This is a genomic window from Pseudomonas sp. ERMR1:02 (assembly GCF_002277815.1).
GTDB lineage: Bacteria > Pseudomonadota > Gammaproteobacteria > Pseudomonadales > Pseudomonadaceae > Aquipseudomonas.
Genome location: NZ_NKJI01000005.1, coordinates 89,540 through 104,242, shown reverse-complemented (window position 1 = coordinate 104,242; position 14,703 = coordinate 89,540). Strand labels below are relative to the sequence as shown.

Here is a 14,703-nt window from a genome sequence, read left to right as displayed (position 1 = left end):
TGGCTGTAAAAATCGGACTCAGCAAAGGCAAGCCTCCTGTTGTGAGGGGGCAGCGAACCACCGGTTTAACTTGAATGAACGTTCAAGTTAAACATGGATAGGGTGCTAAGGACTAATCGCAGGGCTGGGCGGTACGGTTTCTGTTGATCGTTCCCACGCTCTGCGTGGGAATGCAGCCCGTGACGCTCCGCGTCACATAGGTACAAGGCAGCACGCCGGTGGAGGCTTCGGAACGCGGAGCGTCCCTTGATGCATTCCCACGCAGAGCATGGGAACGATCAGCGGTTGACCAGCCGGTCGGTCGGCGAGAGGGGGTTACTTCTGCGTCCCATCATCATGCTGCAGATTCGCCTGGGTCAGGTTGCTCCCCGCCGGCACGCTGCGGGTCAGCCAGACGTTGCCGCCAATGGTCGAGCCCTTGCCGATGGTGATCCGACCCAGAATCGTTGCACCGGCATAGATCACAACATCGTCCTCGACAATCGGATGCCGCGGCTGGCCTTTCTGCAATTGACCGTCTTCGTCCGCCGGGAAACGCTTGGCGCCCAGGGTCACGGCCTGATAAATCCGCACCCGCTCGCCAATGATCGCCGTCTCGCCGATAACGACGCCGGTCCCGTGGTCGATGAAGAAACTGCGGCCGATCTGCGCACCGGGGTGAATGTCGATGCCGGTGGCCGAGTGGGCGATTTCTGAGCTGATCCGCGCCAGCAACGGCAGCCCGGCACGGTATAAATGGTGGGCCAGACGATGGTGAATCACCGCCAGAATGCCCGGATAGCACAACAGCACTTCATCGACGCTGCGCGCCGCCGGGTCACCGTGATAGGCCGCCAGCACGTCGGTATCCAACAGACTGCGTAAACCTGGCAGGGCCAGAGCAAAGCCCTGAATGAGCTGGATGGTCCTGGTCTCGACCTCGGCGTCCGCCTGATCGCTGTGCCGAGCGGCATAACGCAATTCGAGTCGCGCCTGAGCCAGCAACGCATTCAGCGCGACATCAAGGGTGTGGCCGACGTAGAAGTCTTCACTTTCCTCGCGCAGGTCAACCGGACCCAGTCGCATCGGGAACAGCGCACCACACAGCGCTTCGAGAATCTCCGCCATGGCCGCACGGGACGGCAATTCGCGACCACCTTGCTCGGTACTGGCACGGCCGTTTTGCGCACGCCACTGGTCACGTGCGGTGCGTAGCTGGCTGACGATGGTCTGCAATTGCCAATGGCTGGAACGCTCACTCACGGTAAAAACTCCTCACGGGCGACCGGACTGTCTGGCCGCGCTGACGGCGATTACTTTACGGCAAGGTCTGGAACCCGAATTAAGAACCGATTGTGCTGTGCTCAGTACATTTGGATATAAGTGATTCACGGTTGCCCACTTAAATAGCCGTGCCTATAGTCGTTAGATCCCCCACCGCCAGTACGGACCCATGATCAAACAACAGCCGATTAATCAACAGCTGATCAAACAACAGCTTGCCCGCTTTAACCGTCTCGACCTGCTTGGTCAGCCAACCGCCCTGGAAAAACTCGAACGCCTGTCGACCTGGCTTGGCCGCGATGTATACGTCAAACGCGATGACCTGACGCCGTTGGCGATGGGCGGTAACAAGTTGCGCAAACTCGAATACCTGGCCGCCGATGCCTTGGCCCAAGGCGCGGACACTTTGATTACCGCGGGCGCGCTGCAGTCCAACCACGTGCGCCAGACAGCGGCTATTGCCGCCAAACTTGGCCTTGGCTGTGTCGCCCTGCTGGAAAATCCCCTCGGCACCGATGACGCAAACTATGTCGGTAACGGCAATCGGCTGTTGCTGGACCTTTTCGATGCGAAGGTCGAGCTTGTGGAAAACCTGGACAACGCCGACGAGCAATTGCAGGCCCTGGCTGCACGTCTGCGTAGCAATGGCAAGAAACCGTATCTGGTGCCGATCGGTGGCTCCAATGCGCTGGGAGCCCTTGGTTACGTGCGCGCCGGCCTGGAACTGGCCGAGCAGATCAAGGACACCGGGCTGAATTTCGCCGCCGTCGTCCTAGCCTCCGGCAGCGCCGGAACCCACAGCGGCCTGGCGCTGGCGTTGAGCGAAGCCCTGCCGGGTTTGCCGGTGATCGGCGTCACGGTTTCGCGTAGCGAGGAAGATCAGCGGCCGAAGGTGCAAGGCTTGGCTGAACGTACCGCCGAATTGTTGGGTGTGACGTTGCCGGCGAGTTTCAAGGTCGAATTGTGGGACGAATATTTCGCGCCGCGCTATGGCGAGCCGAATGCCGGGACACTGGCGGCGGTGAAGCTGGTGGCGAGTCAGGAAGGCCTGCTGCTGGACCCCGTCTATACCGGCAAGGCCATGGCGGGATTGCTGGACGGGATCGGGCGTCAGCGTTTCGATGAGGGTCCGATTATTTTCCTGCACACCGGTGGGGCGCCGGCGTTGTTTGCCTACAAGGATTTCCTCTAACCGAAACCGACCTGATCGTTCCCACGCTCTGCGTGGGAATGCAGCCCGTGACGCTCCGCGTCACTGGACGCGGAGCGTCCCTTGAGGCATTCCCACGCGGAGCGGGGGAACGATCACTACCACATATTCTATAAAGAAATAATAAAAAGACTATTAAGTATTTTCCAATCTATTAACGCCATCATATAGTCATCCCGCAGGCGAATTTCCCGAAAGACGCATACGCTGCTTTAAGGCAGGATAGCGCTGTCGTCCAATTCCCGATTTCGCCAACCTTTCTAAAAGCGTCTTCCATAAGAAAACACAGGGGCTTGTCATGAATTTTCCGCACTACGTCGAAATCTGCTGGTGGGTTCGCTGGGCCTGGCACTGAGCGCGGGCCTGATTGGCCAGGCGGTTGCCGGTGAGCAGCTGCAAAAAATCAAAGATGCCGGCGTGATCAACGTTGGCCTGGAAGGTACTTATCCACCGTTCAGCTTCGTCGATGCCGACGGCAAACTGTCCGGTTTCGAAGTCGAGTTCTCCGAAGCGCTGGCCAAAGAATTGGGCGTCAAGGTCAAACTGCAACCGACCAAATGGGACGGCATCCTCGCGGCGCTGGAATCCAAGCGTCTGGACGCGGTGATCAACCAGGTGACCATCTCCGAAGAGCGCAAGAAGAAGTATGACTTCTCCGAGCCGTACACCGTTTCCGGGATTCAAGCGCTGGTTCTGACCAAGAACAAAGACACCATCAAGAGCGCCGATGACCTGGCCGGCAAGAAAGTCGGTGTGGGCCTGGGCACCAACTACGAGCAATGGCTCAAAGACAATCAGCCTAAAGCCATCATCAAGACTTACGACGATGATCCGACCAAGTTCCAGGACCTGCGCATCGGCCGCATCGACGCCATTCTGATCGACCGTCTGGCCGCACTGGAATATGCCCAGAAGGCTAAGGACACTACCGCCGCTGGCGCAGCGTTCTCCCGTCAGGAAGCCGGTATTGCCCTGCGCAAAGGCGAACCTGAGCTGCTGGCCGCGATCAATAAGGCCATCGACAAACTGCGCGCCGATGGCACCCTGGCCAAGCTCTCGCAGAAATACTTCAACGCCGACGTCACTAAATAATGGAAGCAGGTCTTCAACTCGCGCTGGACTCCGCGCCCTTTCTGCTCAAGGGCGCGTATTACACGGTGATCTTGAGCCTGGGCGGGATGTTCTTCGGCCTCGTGCTGGGCTTCTGCCTGGCACTGATGCGCCTGTCGCGCTTCAAGCTGGTGAGCTGGATCGCCCGCATCTACGTGTCGTTCTTTCGCGGCACACCGTTGCTGGTGCAACTGTTCGTGATCTATTACGGCTTGCCGCAATTGGGCATCGAACTTGATCCGCTGCCGGCGGCCCTGATTGGCTTCTCGCTGAACATGGCCGCCTACGCCTGTGAAATCCTGCGTGCCGCGATCAGCTCAATCGAGCGCGGTCAGTGGGAAGCTGCAGCCAGTATCGGCATGACTCGCGCGCAAACCCTGCGCCGGGCCATCATCCCGCAAGCGATGCGCACCGCATTGCCACCACTGGGCAACAGCTTCATTTCGCTGGTCAAGGACACCGCACTGGCGGCCACCATCCAGGTGCCGGAGCTGTTCCGTCAGGCGCAGCTGATCACCGCCCGAACCTTCGAAATTTTCACCATGTACCTTGCCGCCGCGCTGATCTACTGGATTCTGGCCACGGTGCTGTCGCACCTGCAGAACCAGCTGGAAGCCCGGGTCAATCGGCACGATCTGGAGTCCTGACCCAATGATTGTCGTGGAAAAACTGACAAAGCAGTTCAAGGGTCAAGTCGTGCTCAACGGCATCGATCTGCAAGTGAAGGAAGGTGAGGTCGTGGCGATCATCGGGCCAAGCGGCTCGGGTAAAACCACGTTCCTGCGTTGCCTGAATTTCCTGGAAGAACCCACCAGCGGCCGGATCAAGGTCGGCGACATCGAGATCGATACCAGCCGCCCGTTGAACCAGCAGCAAAGCCTGGTGCGCCGTTTGCGCCAGCATGTGGGCTTCGTATTCCAGAACTTCAACCTGTTCCCCCATCGCACCGCCCTGGAAAACGTCATCGAAGGCCCGATCGTGGTGAAAAAGACCCCGCACGCCGACGCTGTTGCCCTGGGTAAAAAACTGTTGGCCAAGGTCGGCCTGGCGGGCAAGGAAGACGCTTATCCGCGCCGTCTCTCGGGCGGTCAGCAACAACGCGTGGCGATTGCCCGCGCGTTGGCGATGGAGCCGGAAGTGATCCTGTTCGACGAACCGACCTCGGCTCTCGACCCGGAGCTGGTGGGCGAAGTGCTGGCGACTATCCGCGGCCTGGCCGAAGAGAACCGCACCATGGTCATTGTTACCCACGAAATGGCGTTCGCCCGCGACGTGGCCAATCGTGTGGTGTTTTTCGACAAGGGCGTGATTGTTGAACAAGGCGAAGCGAAGGCGCTGTTTGCCAACCCAAAAGAAGAACGTACGAAACAGTTTCTCAGTAAGTTTCTGAACAACTCACACGCTTGAAACATCCATCGTAGAACCCCCAACTTCCAGGGATGGAAGTTACCTCCCCCAACAACTAACTCTCCATCAGCGCGTGCGTTACATATATATGTGCGCGACGCATTTTTCGGTGAACATCGTAACCTGTAGGAGCGAGCCTGCTCGCGATGGTGGTTAACGATTACGCGTGCTTACTGGCGGAACGCAGTGCTCTTAAATCCTTCGCTGGCAAGCCAGCTCCTACAGAAGCCGTGTGTATGTTCGACAACTCCTTAGCGTTTATTGACGTCGATGCGTAGGAGCCTTCTGAATAACAGTGAACCTGGTATTTAACCAACTCACTCTATTGACTCTTATTCAAGCGCACACTTATCTAGCTCAACGGTTTGGTTACTCGAACTTTATGCCTGTTTCAGAAATGGATTTCGTTGCAATACTTCAAGGAGAAATACCCATGACCTGCATTTCACGCATCCCGTCCCTGGCGCCTCCGACCCTGGCGCAAGCCAACAAGGCTGCTATCAATTTCCTCGCGGCGACCAACCTGTGGGTCGACGTTGGGCCATACGCCGACATGGACAGCGGCGATCTGATTGAACTGTTCTGGGACGGCAGCTTCGTCGCCTCCCGCGTGCTGACGGCGCAAGACGTGGGCCATTCAGTCAGTCTGCGGGTACCGGAAAGTTTCATCCTCAGCGGCGCAGCCTGGGTGCATTACCGCGTGATGCAGGTCGGACGAAACCCGGCGCTGTCGGTGGCGGCGCGGGTACTGGTCAAACTCGACTGCCCTGGCGGCCCGCTTGCGCCGCACAGCGCTGACGAAAATCAGCTCCTGGCACCGGTGAGTCTCCCCGCCACCATCCGTCGGCGTGGGGTCAACCCACAACAGATCCAGCGCGGCGTCCCGCTGACCATCGAGCCTTACATCAACATGGCCGAGGGCGATGAAATAACCCTGCGCTGGGGTGACGTGCGCCTGGACCTGCCACCTGTCAAAGCGTGCGAGGTGGGCCTGCCCCTGCGGATCTGGGTGCCACCGGCAATCATCACTGAAGCCGGCGAGGATCAGCGGCTGGAGGTGACTTACTGCATCCTCGACCGGGTCGGCAACAACTCGCGCTGGGCCCCGGCGCGGACGTTGAAGATTGGTTTTGCCAAGCCTGCTGCCTCCTGCAACCAATGAGTCTGCGCTTGTAGGAGCGAAGCTTGCTCGCGAAGAACGATAACGCGGCGTACCAGAACTGACGCCTTCGCGGGCAAGCCTCGCTCCTACAATAAAAGCCGAATTCAACAATTAACTGTTGCTCCAGAAACAAGTGTTGCTCTGCGTACAGTTCGTGGCGGCACACTTCTATACATATTCCTAAAAGTTAGTTCATAAGTTATTTATAAACGCTTAGGGTATATGCACCGGACCACCGGACATTCTTTGTTTTCGTTCGCCGCTAAGCGGCGCTTCCATAAGATGTGAGGTAGGTATGGTCCGGAACACAATCACCCCAGTGCAGATCGCCAGGGCATTGCGTGCAGCCAAGGAGCGGCACTGATGTCCAGTCTGGCAGATGCAATCGTCCAGAGTGATCTGGATATCGCCCCATTGTTGTTGCCTGCGCAAGTGCTGCGCAACGACGCACAAGCCATCAAGGCCGCCCATGAGCTGGCGCAAGTCGCCCGCCTGCAAGCGGCCAAACGCGACCAGCAGCGCAAGCTGCCGTGGTCGGAAATCGAACAGTTCACTCGCAGCGGCCTGGGCAGCATTGCCATCCCGCGCGAGTACGGTGGTCCACAGGTTTCGTTCGTCACCCTGGCCGAGGTTTTCGCAATCATTTCTGCCGCGGACCCGGCACTCGGGCAGATCCCGCAGAACCAGTTCGGCATTCTGAATCTGGTGCTCGGCAGCGCCACCGAATCGCAGAAAAAACAGCTGTTCAAAAGCGTGCTCGAGGGCTGGAGGATCGGTAATGCCGGGCCGGAACGCGGCACTAAAAACACCCTTGAACTCAAGGCCCGGATCACGGCCGATGGCGACGGTTTTATCCTCAACGGGCAGAAGTTCTATTCCACCGGTGCGCTGTTCGCGCATTGGGTTGCGGTCAAGGCACTCAACGACGACGGCAAGCAAGTGTTGGCCTTCGTCCGTCGCGGCACACCGGGGCTGCGCATCGTCGACGACTGGTCCGGCTTCGGTCAGCGCACCACCGCCAGCGGCACGATTTTGCTCAACAACGTGCGGGTCGACGCCGAGCTGGTGGTGGACAACTGGAAGATCAACGAGAAACCAAATACCCAGGGCGCCGTCTCGCAGCTGATTCAAGCGGCCATCGACGCCGGCATCGCCCGGGGCGCCATCGACGACGCCATCGAGTTCGTGAAAACCCGCGCTCGGCCATGGATTGACGCCAACGTTGAACGAGCCAGCGATGACCTGTATGTGATCGCTGACATCGGCAAACTGAAAATCGAACTGCACGCCGCCGAAGCCCTGCTGCGCAAGGCCGGGCAAGTGCTCGATCAGGTCAGCGCCGCGCCGCTCACCGCCGAGTCCGCTGCCCGTGCTTCGATTGCCGTCGCCGAAGCCAAAGTGCTGACCACGGAGATCTCTTTGCTGGCCAGCGAAAAGCTCTTCGAACTGGCCGGCAGCCGCGCCACCCTCGCCGAATTCAACCTCGACCGTCACTGGCGCAACGCTCGGGTGCACACCCTGCACGACCCGGTGCGCTGGAAGTATCACGCGGTCGGCGCCTATCACTTGAACGGCACCCTGCCCGCTCGCCACTCCTGGATTTAACGACCAGAGCTCTTATTTTCAGATTCAGGAGAAACTCATGACTTTTTCTCACCCCGTCGCGGTCATCACCAGCGATGAGCAAGCCCTGATCATCGCCAGCGACCTGGCCGAAGATTTCAAACGCGATAGCGCCCTGCGTGACCGCGAACGCCGTTTGCCACACCCGGAGCTGGAAGTGTTTTCCCGTTCGGGCCTCTGGGGCATCAGCGTGCCCAAGGAGTATGGCGGCGCCGGTGTTTCCAACGTCACGCTGGCCAAAGTCATCGCCCTGATTTCACAGGCTGACGGCTCGCTGGGGCAGATCCCGCAGAACCATTTTTATGCCCTGGAAGTGCTGCGCGTGAACGGCAGCGAAGAACAGAAAAAACGCCTGTACGCCGAGGTGCTGGCCGGTCAGCGCTTCGGTAATGCGCTGGCTGAACTGGGCACCAAAACCGCCCACGACCGCGTCACCAGCCTTGTACGCGATGGTGACGGCTATCGCATCAACGGCCGCAAGTTTTACGCCACCGGCGCGATTTACGCCCAGCGCATTCCGACCTCGGTGATCGATGAAAACGGTGTGCAGCAACTGGCATTCGTCCCCAGCAACAGCAAAGGCCTGACGGTGATCGACGACTGGAACGGCTTCGGCCAGCGCACCACCGGCAGCGGTTCGGTGGTGTTCGAAGATGTCTTCGTGGCCGCCGAAGACGTGATCCCGTTTCAAACCGCCTTCGAGCGCCCGACCCCGGTCGGCCCGCTGGCGCAGATTCTCCACGCCGCCATCGACACCGGCATCGCCCGCGCTGCCTATGAAGATGCGCTGCACTTCGTACGCACCAAAACCCGCCCGTGGATTGACGCCACCCATGAAATTGCCACCGAAGATCCCCTGACCCTCAAGAGCTTCGGACACCTGAGCATTCGCTTGCACGCCACCGAAGCACTGCTCGAACGCGCCGGTGAATTCCTCGACAAGGCCCAGGCCGACACCAACGCCGAGACCGTTGCCGCCGCATCGATTGCCGTCGCCGAAGCACGGGCCATCAGCACCGAGATTTCCCTCGCTGCCGGCACCACGCTGTTCGAATTGGCGGGCAGCCAGGCGACCCTGAGGGAGCACGGCCTGGATCGTCACTGGCGCAACGCTCGGGTGCATACGCTGCACGACCCGGTGCGCTGGAAGTATCACGCCGTCGGCAACTACTACCTCAACGATGAAAACCCGCCACTACGGGGGACCATCTGATGACTGTGGCTAAAAAGAAGATCCTGCTTAACGCGTTCAACATGAACTGCATCGGGCACATCAACCATGGCCTGTGGACGCATCCACGGGACACCTCGACCCAATACAAGACGATCGAATACTGGACCGAACTGGCGCAGTTGCTGGAGCGCGGGCTGTTCGACGGCTTGTTCATCGCCGACATTGTCGGCGTCTACGACGTGTACCAGAACTCGGTGGACGTGCCGCTGAAAGAATCAATCCAGCTGCCGGTCAACGACCCGCTGCTGCTGGTGTCGGCCATGGCGGCGGTAACAAAGAACCTCGGCTTCGGCCTCACCGCCAACCTCACCTACGAGCCGCCGTACCTGTTCGCTCGGCGCATGTCGACCCTCGATCATCTGAGTCGCGGTCGCGTGGGCTGGAACATCGTCACTGGTTACCTCGACAGCGCCGCCAAGGCCATGGGCCTGAGCGAACAGGTCGAGCACGACCGCCGCTACGACCAGGCCGACGAATACCTGGAGGTGCTCTACAAACTCTGGGAAGGCAGCTGGGAAAACGGCGCAGTGCTGAACGATCCGCAGCAACGTATCTACGCGCAACCGGAAAAAGTGCACAAGGTAGAGCACAAGGGAGAGTTCTATCAGGTCGAGGGCTATCACCTGTGCGAGCCGTCGCCGCAGCGCACGCCGGTGCTGTTCCAGGCAGGCAGTTCCGAGCGCGGCTTGCTGTTCGCCGGGCGGCATGCCGAGTGCGTGTTCATCAGCGGCCAGAACAAACCGTCGACCAAGGTGCAGGTGGACAAGGTCCGCGCCAGTGCCGTCGAGGCCGGGCGCAACCCCGAGGACATCAAAGTGTTCATGGGCTTGAACGTGATTGTCGGCGCGACCGAAGAGCTGGCCTGGGCCAAGCACGCCGAGTACCTGAGCTACGCCAGTGCCGAGGCCGGGGTGGCGCATTTCTCGGCGTCCACCGGCATCGATTTTTCCGAGTACGCGATCGACGAACCGATCCAGTACGTGAAGAGCAACGCCATCCAGTCCGCCACCAAAAACTTGCAGAACAACGACTGGACCCGGCGCAAATTGCTCGAACAACACGCCCTCGGCGGACGCTACATCACCGTGGTCGGCTCGCCTGAGCAAGTGGCGGATGAGCTGGAATCGTGGATCGCCGAAACCGGGCTCGACGGCTTCAACCTGACGCGCATTGTCACACCGGAAAGCTATGTGGATTTCATTGAACTGGTGATTCCGCAGTTGCAGCGTCGAGGGTCGTACAAGACGGCTTATGACGAGGGCAGCTTGCGGGAAAAGCTGTTTCGCGAAGGGGCGCATTTGCCCGAGCAACATACCGGCTCCGCGTTTCGCCGCTAAAAGCTTCGCGGGCAAGCCTCGCTCCTACAAGAGCACTGCATTCCCTTGTAGGAGCGAGGCTTGCCCGCGAAGAGGCCCGCCCAAACACCAAACATTTTTTGCACTGACTGGAATAACTATCATGACCAAGACCTACTTCTCTCACCCAGTCAAAGCACTGGCCCTGGCCCTCGGCCTCTTCAGCTCCATCACCTTCGCCGCCGACGCGCCACTGAAAATCGGAACCACCGCCGCCTTCGCCATTCCACTGGAAGCGGCAGTCGAAGAAGCCGGCAAGCAAGGCCTGAAAGTCGAACTGGTGGAGTTCAGCGACTGGATCGCGCCGAACGTCAGCCTCGCCTCGGGCGACATCGACGTGAACTACTTCCAGCACATCCCGTTCCTGGAAAACGCCAAGGCTGCGGCCGGTTTTGACCTGGTGCCGTTCGCGCCAGGGATCATCAACAACGTCGGTCTCTATTCGAAGAAATACAAAAGCTTCGACGAGCTGCCAGAAGGCGCAAGCGTCGCCATCGCCAACGATCCGATCAACAGCGGTCGTGGTTTGCAGCTGCTCGCCAAGGCCGGTTTGATCACCCTCAAGCCGGGCGTCGGCTACAAGGCCACCGAAGAAGACATCATTGCCAACCCGAAGAAAATCAAGATTCTTCAGGTCGAAGCGGTGCAACTGGTGCGCGCTTATGACGACGCCGATCTGGTCCAGGGCTACCCTGCCTATATCCGTCTGTCGAAGACCTTCGACGCCGGCTCGGCCCTGCTGTTCGACGGTCTGGATCACAAGGAATACGTGATTCAGTTCGTGATCCAGCCGAAGAGCAAAACCGATCCGCGCCTGATCAAATTCGTCGACATCTACCAGCATTCGCCCGCCGTGCGCGCCGCATTGGATAAAGCTCACGGCAAGCTCTATCAAGCCGGTTGGGAAAGCTGAGCATGACGGCAGCCACCCAACTGCGACTGGAAATTCCAGAGCACCGTCCTACCCAAGAGCATGCCGAACAGACGGAACTGCATCCAGAGCTCAACCGTGCCCACGTGCGCTTCATCGGCCTGGGCAAAACCTATGAAGGCTCGCAAGGCCCGGTGGCCGCCCTGCACGGTATCGACCTGGCGATCCAGCGCGGTGAAGTGTTCGGCATCATCGGCCGCAGCGGTGCTGGCAAATCGTCGCTGATCCGCACCATCAATCGCCTGGAACAACCGAGCAGTGGTCGGGTGTTGATCGATCAGGTCGACATCGGCGAGTTCGATGAGGACCGACTGGTAAAACTGCGTCGACGCATCGGCATGATCTTCCAGCACTTCAATCTGATGTCGGCCAAGACCGTTTGGCAGAACGTCGAATTGCCGTTGAAAGTCGCCGGTGTACCGAAGGAACAGCGCGACCGCAAAGTCCGTGAACTGCTGGAACTGGTCGGCCTTGAAGCGAAGCACAAAGCGTACCCGGCGCAGCTATCCGGGGGCCAGAAACAGCGCGTCGGCATCGCCCGCGCGTTGGTCCACGACCCGGCAATTCTACTCTGTGACGAAGCCACCTCGGCGCTGGACCCGGAGACTACGCACTCGATCCTCGGCCTGCTGCGCGAGATTAATCAGCGCCTGGGTTTGACCATCATTTTGATCACCCACGAAATGGCGGTGATCCGCGAGATCTGCGATCGCGTGGTCGTGCTTGAACGCGGACGCGTTGTCGAGCAGGGGCCGGTGTGGCAAGTGTTCGGCAACCCGCAGCATGAGGTCAGCAAGACCTTGCTCGCGCCGTTGCAGCATGCCTTGCCGCCCGAACTGCAAAGCCGTTTACAGGCGCAACCGCAGTCCTTGGATAACGCTGTTGTCCTGCGTCTGCAATTCACCGGTGACGCGCATAACGAACCCGACATCGCCGCCCTGTTCAGCGCCCTCGGTGGCCGCGTGCGATTGCTGCAAGGTGGTGTGGAACGGATTCAGGGCCATGCGCTGGGGCAATTGCTGCTGGCGGTGACCGGCTCGTCCCTCGGCGCCGAAGAATTGCGTCAGCTTGCCGGCCACTGGGCGCAACAGGTAGAGGTGTTGGGCTATGTGGTTTGATCGCTTGCTGCAGGGTTTTATCGACACGTTCCTGATGGTCGGTGTGTCGTCGTTGATCGCACTGCTGGCGGGCATTCCGCTGGCGGTGATCCTGGTCACCAGCTCAAAGGGCGGCATCTACGAAGCCCCGGCGCTGAACCGCGCACTGGGCGCGTTCGTTAACCTGTTTCGTTCGATTCCGTTTCTGATCCTGATGGTCGCGCTGATTCCGTTCACCCGGTTGATCGTCGGCACCACATACGGCGTGTGGGCGGCCGTGGTGCCGCTGACCATCGCCGCCACGCCGTTCTTTGCGCGGATTGCCGAAGTCAGTTTGCGCGAGGTTGATCACGGCTTGATCGAAGCGGCGCAAGCCATGGGCTGCCGGCGTGGGCACATCGTTTGGCATGTGTTGCTGCCTGAGGCGCTGCCGGGAATTGTCGGTGGGTTCACCATTACCCTGGTGACGATGATCAACTCGTCGGCCATGGCCGGTGCGATTGGCGCCGGTGGACTGGGCGACATTGCTTATCGATATGGGTATCAGCGCTTTGACAGCCAGATCATGTTGACGGTGATTGTGCTGCTGGTGGCGTTGGTGGCAGTGATTCAGCTGGGTGGCGATCGCTTGGCCCGGGGCCTCAACAAACGGTAACCCCCCACCTGTAGGAGCGAGCATGCTCGCGATGGAGGTCAACGATAACGCGGGGAACCTGATGCCCCACGGCGCCCTCAGGTTTTTCGCGAGCATGCTCGCTCCTACAGGAAGGTGGCGTTCCTGGCGATATTTCGTACAGGAAAATCAGTGCTTCCGAAGGCCCTATCCCTTTCCTTTGCAGGACATTTCCTAGATTATTCCGCACGCTTGCGCCTGCCGAATTCGGTGGCTAGTCTCGGTCCGTCACTGCTCATCAGTGATCGGGTTTAGTAGCCCCGGACAATAGGTGCATAGCAACTCCATGCTCATGCTCGGCGATTTTTTGCCGTATGCAGAAATGGTAGCTGTGCGTGGGGCATCTTCGGATGCACCGGTTTTCCTATTGACCGGCCTACTACCTGCGCACAGCCACCACCCTATCGTTTAGTAGGCGAAAAGTGATGGCTCCCATGCAGCAATAGGAGTAACACTCATGGATAAATCAGTTCCCGATCCACCTTCCGAAGAACCCACCGCAGCAGACCCGCTCAGGGATCGATCCGCGCTCTATCGCGCCATTGATTTCTACCTCACCGGCGATCAGCCCGCGCCACCCGATGAATTGCGTTTCTACAACGTCAGCAAAGACGTGAGTTTTGAAGACACCCAGCTCTATGTGGCCGACCTGTTGCGCTGTGCATCAGTGAGCGCCTATCAGTGTGGCGACCACCTCAAGGGCGCCGAAAGGGCCATGGTGTATTCGATCTGGCATTTGCTGGAAATTGCCAAGGCTATGGTGGATCACTCCATTGAATGTTTGGGGATGAAGCACAGTTAGTCATTGGTTGTCAGTAACACCGCCATCGCGAGCAGGCTCACTCCTACAGGGGTATGCGGTCCAATGTGGGAGTGAGCCTGCTCGCGATGGGCTGCGCAGCAGCCCCCGGCGTCATGGCGTATATTCGGCATATCCCTATTGCCTGCGCAGCCCACCATGAAACAGACCCCCACCGACCTCGACCAGATCACCGCCACCACCCTGGGCCATTACAACTCGGTGGCCGAGGGTTTTCGCGAAGGGACACGTGATCACGACGTCAGCCAGAACATCGATGCGCTGTTGCGGCATATTCAGGGCGAGACGCCGTTCGATATTCTGGATTTTGGCTGTGGACCGGGGCGTGATTTGCAAACGTTCACTCGCATGGGCCACAAGCCGGTCGGCCTCGACGGTGCGGAAAAGTTTGCGCAGATGGCGCGGGCGGACAGTGGTTGCGAGGTCTGGCACCAGGACTTCTTGAAGCTCGATCTGCCGGCTGAACGTTTCGACGGGATTTTCGCCAATGCGGTGCTGTTTCACATCCCGCTTCAGGAATTGCCGAGGGTGTTGCAGGAGCTGCGAGCGACGTTGAAACCCGGTGGGGTGTTGTTCAGTTCCAATCCCCGTGGCGAAAATCAGGAAGGCTGGAATGGGCCGCGTTATGGGGCGTATCACGATCTTCAGGCGTGGCAGCAATTGCTGACTGAAGCGGGGTTTGTGGAGCTGGAGCATTACTACCGGCCGGCGGGGTTGCCGCGCGAGCAGCAGCCTTGGTTGGCGAGTGTCTGGCGTCGCGCGCAGTGATCGTTCCCACGCTCTGCGTGGGAATGCAGCCCGTGACGCTCTGCGTCACA

Annotated in this window: 13 protein-coding genes and 1 pseudogene; 13 read left to right on the top strand and 1 reads right to left on the bottom strand. The window is 59.4% G+C overall.

Annotated elements, in window-relative coordinates; translation table 11 throughout:
• Positions 1-315: 315 nt before the first annotated feature.
• Positions 316-1,242, bottom strand: coding sequence for a serine O-acetyltransferase EpsC (gene epsC, locus CES87_RS11285; protein WP_128606172.1), 927 nt, complete (start codon positions 1,240-1,242; stop codon positions 316-318).
• A 220-nt stretch (positions 1,243-1,462) separates the two neighbouring features.
• On the opposite strand from epsC, the gene CES87_RS11280 reads away from it, so the two are divergent.
• From CES87_RS11280 to CES87_RS11215, 13 genes and pseudogenes are all read left to right on the top strand, one after another.
• Positions 1,463-2,455, top strand: a complete 993-nt coding sequence (locus CES87_RS11280; protein ID WP_128606394.1) for a D-cysteine desulfhydrase — start codon at positions 1,463-1,465, stop codon at positions 2,453-2,455.
• 321 nt (positions 2,456-2,776) lie between these two features.
• Positions 2,777-3,565 (top strand): annotated as a pseudogene (tcyJ, locus tag CES87_RS11275) (cystine ABC transporter substrate-binding protein); the annotation flags it as partial.
• Entirely contained in the window at positions 3,565-4,230 is a 666-nt protein-coding gene (gene tcyL, locus CES87_RS11270) for a cystine ABC transporter permease (RefSeq protein WP_128606170.1), read from the top strand. The pseudogene tcyJ and the gene tcyL, both read left to right, overlap by 1 nt.
• A 4-nt stretch (positions 4,231-4,234) precedes the next feature.
• Positions 4,235-4,990 carry an L-cystine ABC transporter ATP-binding protein TcyN gene (tcyN, locus tag CES87_RS11265; RefSeq protein ID WP_128606169.1) on the top strand — a complete coding sequence of 252 codons (756 nt, stop codon included), beginning with the start codon at positions 4,235-4,237 and terminating at the stop codon, positions 4,988-4,990.
• A 433-nt stretch (positions 4,991-5,423) separates the two neighbouring features.
• The gene (locus CES87_RS11260) at positions 5,424-6,152 is read left to right on the top strand and encodes a hypothetical protein (protein WP_128606168.1); all 729 of its coding nucleotides are present in this window, start codon (positions 5,424-5,426) and stop codon (positions 6,150-6,152) included.
• Between the two features lie 363 nt (positions 6,153-6,515).
• The gene (locus tag CES87_RS11255; RefSeq protein WP_128606167.1) at positions 6,516-7,757 is read left to right on the top strand and encodes an SfnB family sulfur acquisition oxidoreductase; all 1,242 of its coding nucleotides are present in this window, start codon (positions 6,516-6,518) and stop codon (positions 7,755-7,757) included.
• A gap of 37 nt (positions 7,758-7,794) precedes the next feature.
• Positions 7,795-8,988 (top strand): SfnB family sulfur acquisition oxidoreductase, encoded by a 1,194-nt coding sequence (locus CES87_RS11250; RefSeq protein ID WP_128606166.1) that lies wholly within the window; start codon positions 7,795-7,797, stop codon positions 8,986-8,988.
• Positions 8,988-10,346, top strand: a complete 1,359-nt coding sequence (locus CES87_RS11245; protein WP_128606165.1) for an LLM class flavin-dependent oxidoreductase — start codon at positions 8,988-8,990, stop codon at positions 10,344-10,346. Before CES87_RS11250 ends, CES87_RS11245 begins: the two co-directional genes overlap by 1 nt.
• 121 nt (positions 10,347-10,467) lie before the next feature.
• Positions 10,468-11,277, top strand: coding sequence for a MetQ/NlpA family ABC transporter substrate-binding protein (locus CES87_RS11240; RefSeq protein ID WP_128606164.1), 810 nt, complete (start codon positions 10,468-10,470; stop codon positions 11,275-11,277).
• Between the two features lie 2 nt (positions 11,278-11,279).
• Entirely contained in the window at positions 11,280-12,413 is a 1,134-nt protein-coding gene (locus tag CES87_RS11235) for a methionine ABC transporter ATP-binding protein (RefSeq protein ID WP_128606163.1), read from the top strand.
• Positions 12,403-13,047, top strand: a complete 645-nt coding sequence (locus tag CES87_RS11230; RefSeq protein ID WP_008057629.1) for a methionine ABC transporter permease — start codon at positions 12,403-12,405, stop codon at positions 13,045-13,047. Before CES87_RS11235 ends, CES87_RS11230 begins: the two co-directional genes overlap by 11 nt.
• A 475-nt stretch (positions 13,048-13,522) precedes the next feature.
• A complete protein-coding gene (locus CES87_RS11220) occupies positions 13,523-13,867 on the top strand; it encodes a DUF6124 family protein (RefSeq protein WP_128606162.1) in 345 nt (114 codons plus the stop codon).
• A 156-nt stretch (positions 13,868-14,023) separates the two neighbouring features.
• The gene (locus CES87_RS11215) at positions 14,024-14,653 is read left to right on the top strand and encodes a bifunctional 2-polyprenyl-6-hydroxyphenol methylase/3-demethylubiquinol 3-O-methyltransferase UbiG (protein WP_128606161.1); all 630 of its coding nucleotides are present in this window, start codon (positions 14,024-14,026) and stop codon (positions 14,651-14,653) included.
• Positions 14,654-14,703 lie beyond the last annotated feature (50 nt).

What these genes read in the sequence shown, in the direction of transcription:
- tcyN (WP_128606169.1), top strand. Translation starts at nt 4,235, where the DNA reads ATGATTGTCGTGGAAAAACTGACAAAGCAGTTCAAGGGTCAAGTCGTG.
- CES87_RS11220 (WP_128606162.1), top strand. Translation starts at nt 13,523, where the DNA reads ATGGATAAATCAGTTCCCGATCCACCTTCCGAAGAACCCACCGCAGCA.
- CES87_RS11245 (WP_128606165.1), top strand. Translation starts at nt 8,988, where the DNA reads ATGACTGTGGCTAAAAAGAAGATCCTGCTTAACGCGTTCAACATGAAC.
- CES87_RS11240 (WP_128606164.1), top strand. Translation starts at nt 10,468, where the DNA reads ATGACCAAGACCTACTTCTCTCACCCAGTCAAAGCACTGGCCCTGGCC.
- CES87_RS11260 (WP_128606168.1), top strand. Translation starts at nt 5,424, where the DNA reads ATGACCTGCATTTCACGCATCCCGTCCCTGGCGCCTCCGACCCTGGCG.
- CES87_RS11215 (WP_128606161.1), top strand. Translation starts at nt 14,024, where the DNA reads ATGAAACAGACCCCCACCGACCTCGACCAGATCACCGCCACCACCCTG.
- CES87_RS11230 (WP_008057629.1), top strand. Translation starts at nt 12,403, where the DNA reads ATGTGGTTTGATCGCTTGCTGCAGGGTTTTATCGACACGTTCCTGATG.
- tcyL (WP_128606170.1), top strand. Translation starts at nt 3,565, where the DNA reads ATGGAAGCAGGTCTTCAACTCGCGCTGGACTCCGCGCCCTTTCTGCTC.
- CES87_RS11255 (WP_128606167.1), top strand. Translation starts at nt 6,516, where the DNA reads ATGTCCAGTCTGGCAGATGCAATCGTCCAGAGTGATCTGGATATCGCC.
- CES87_RS11250 (WP_128606166.1), top strand. Translation starts at nt 7,795, where the DNA reads ATGACTTTTTCTCACCCCGTCGCGGTCATCACCAGCGATGAGCAAGCC.
- CES87_RS11235 (WP_128606163.1), top strand. Translation starts at nt 11,280, where the DNA reads ATGACGGCAGCCACCCAACTGCGACTGGAAATTCCAGAGCACCGTCCT.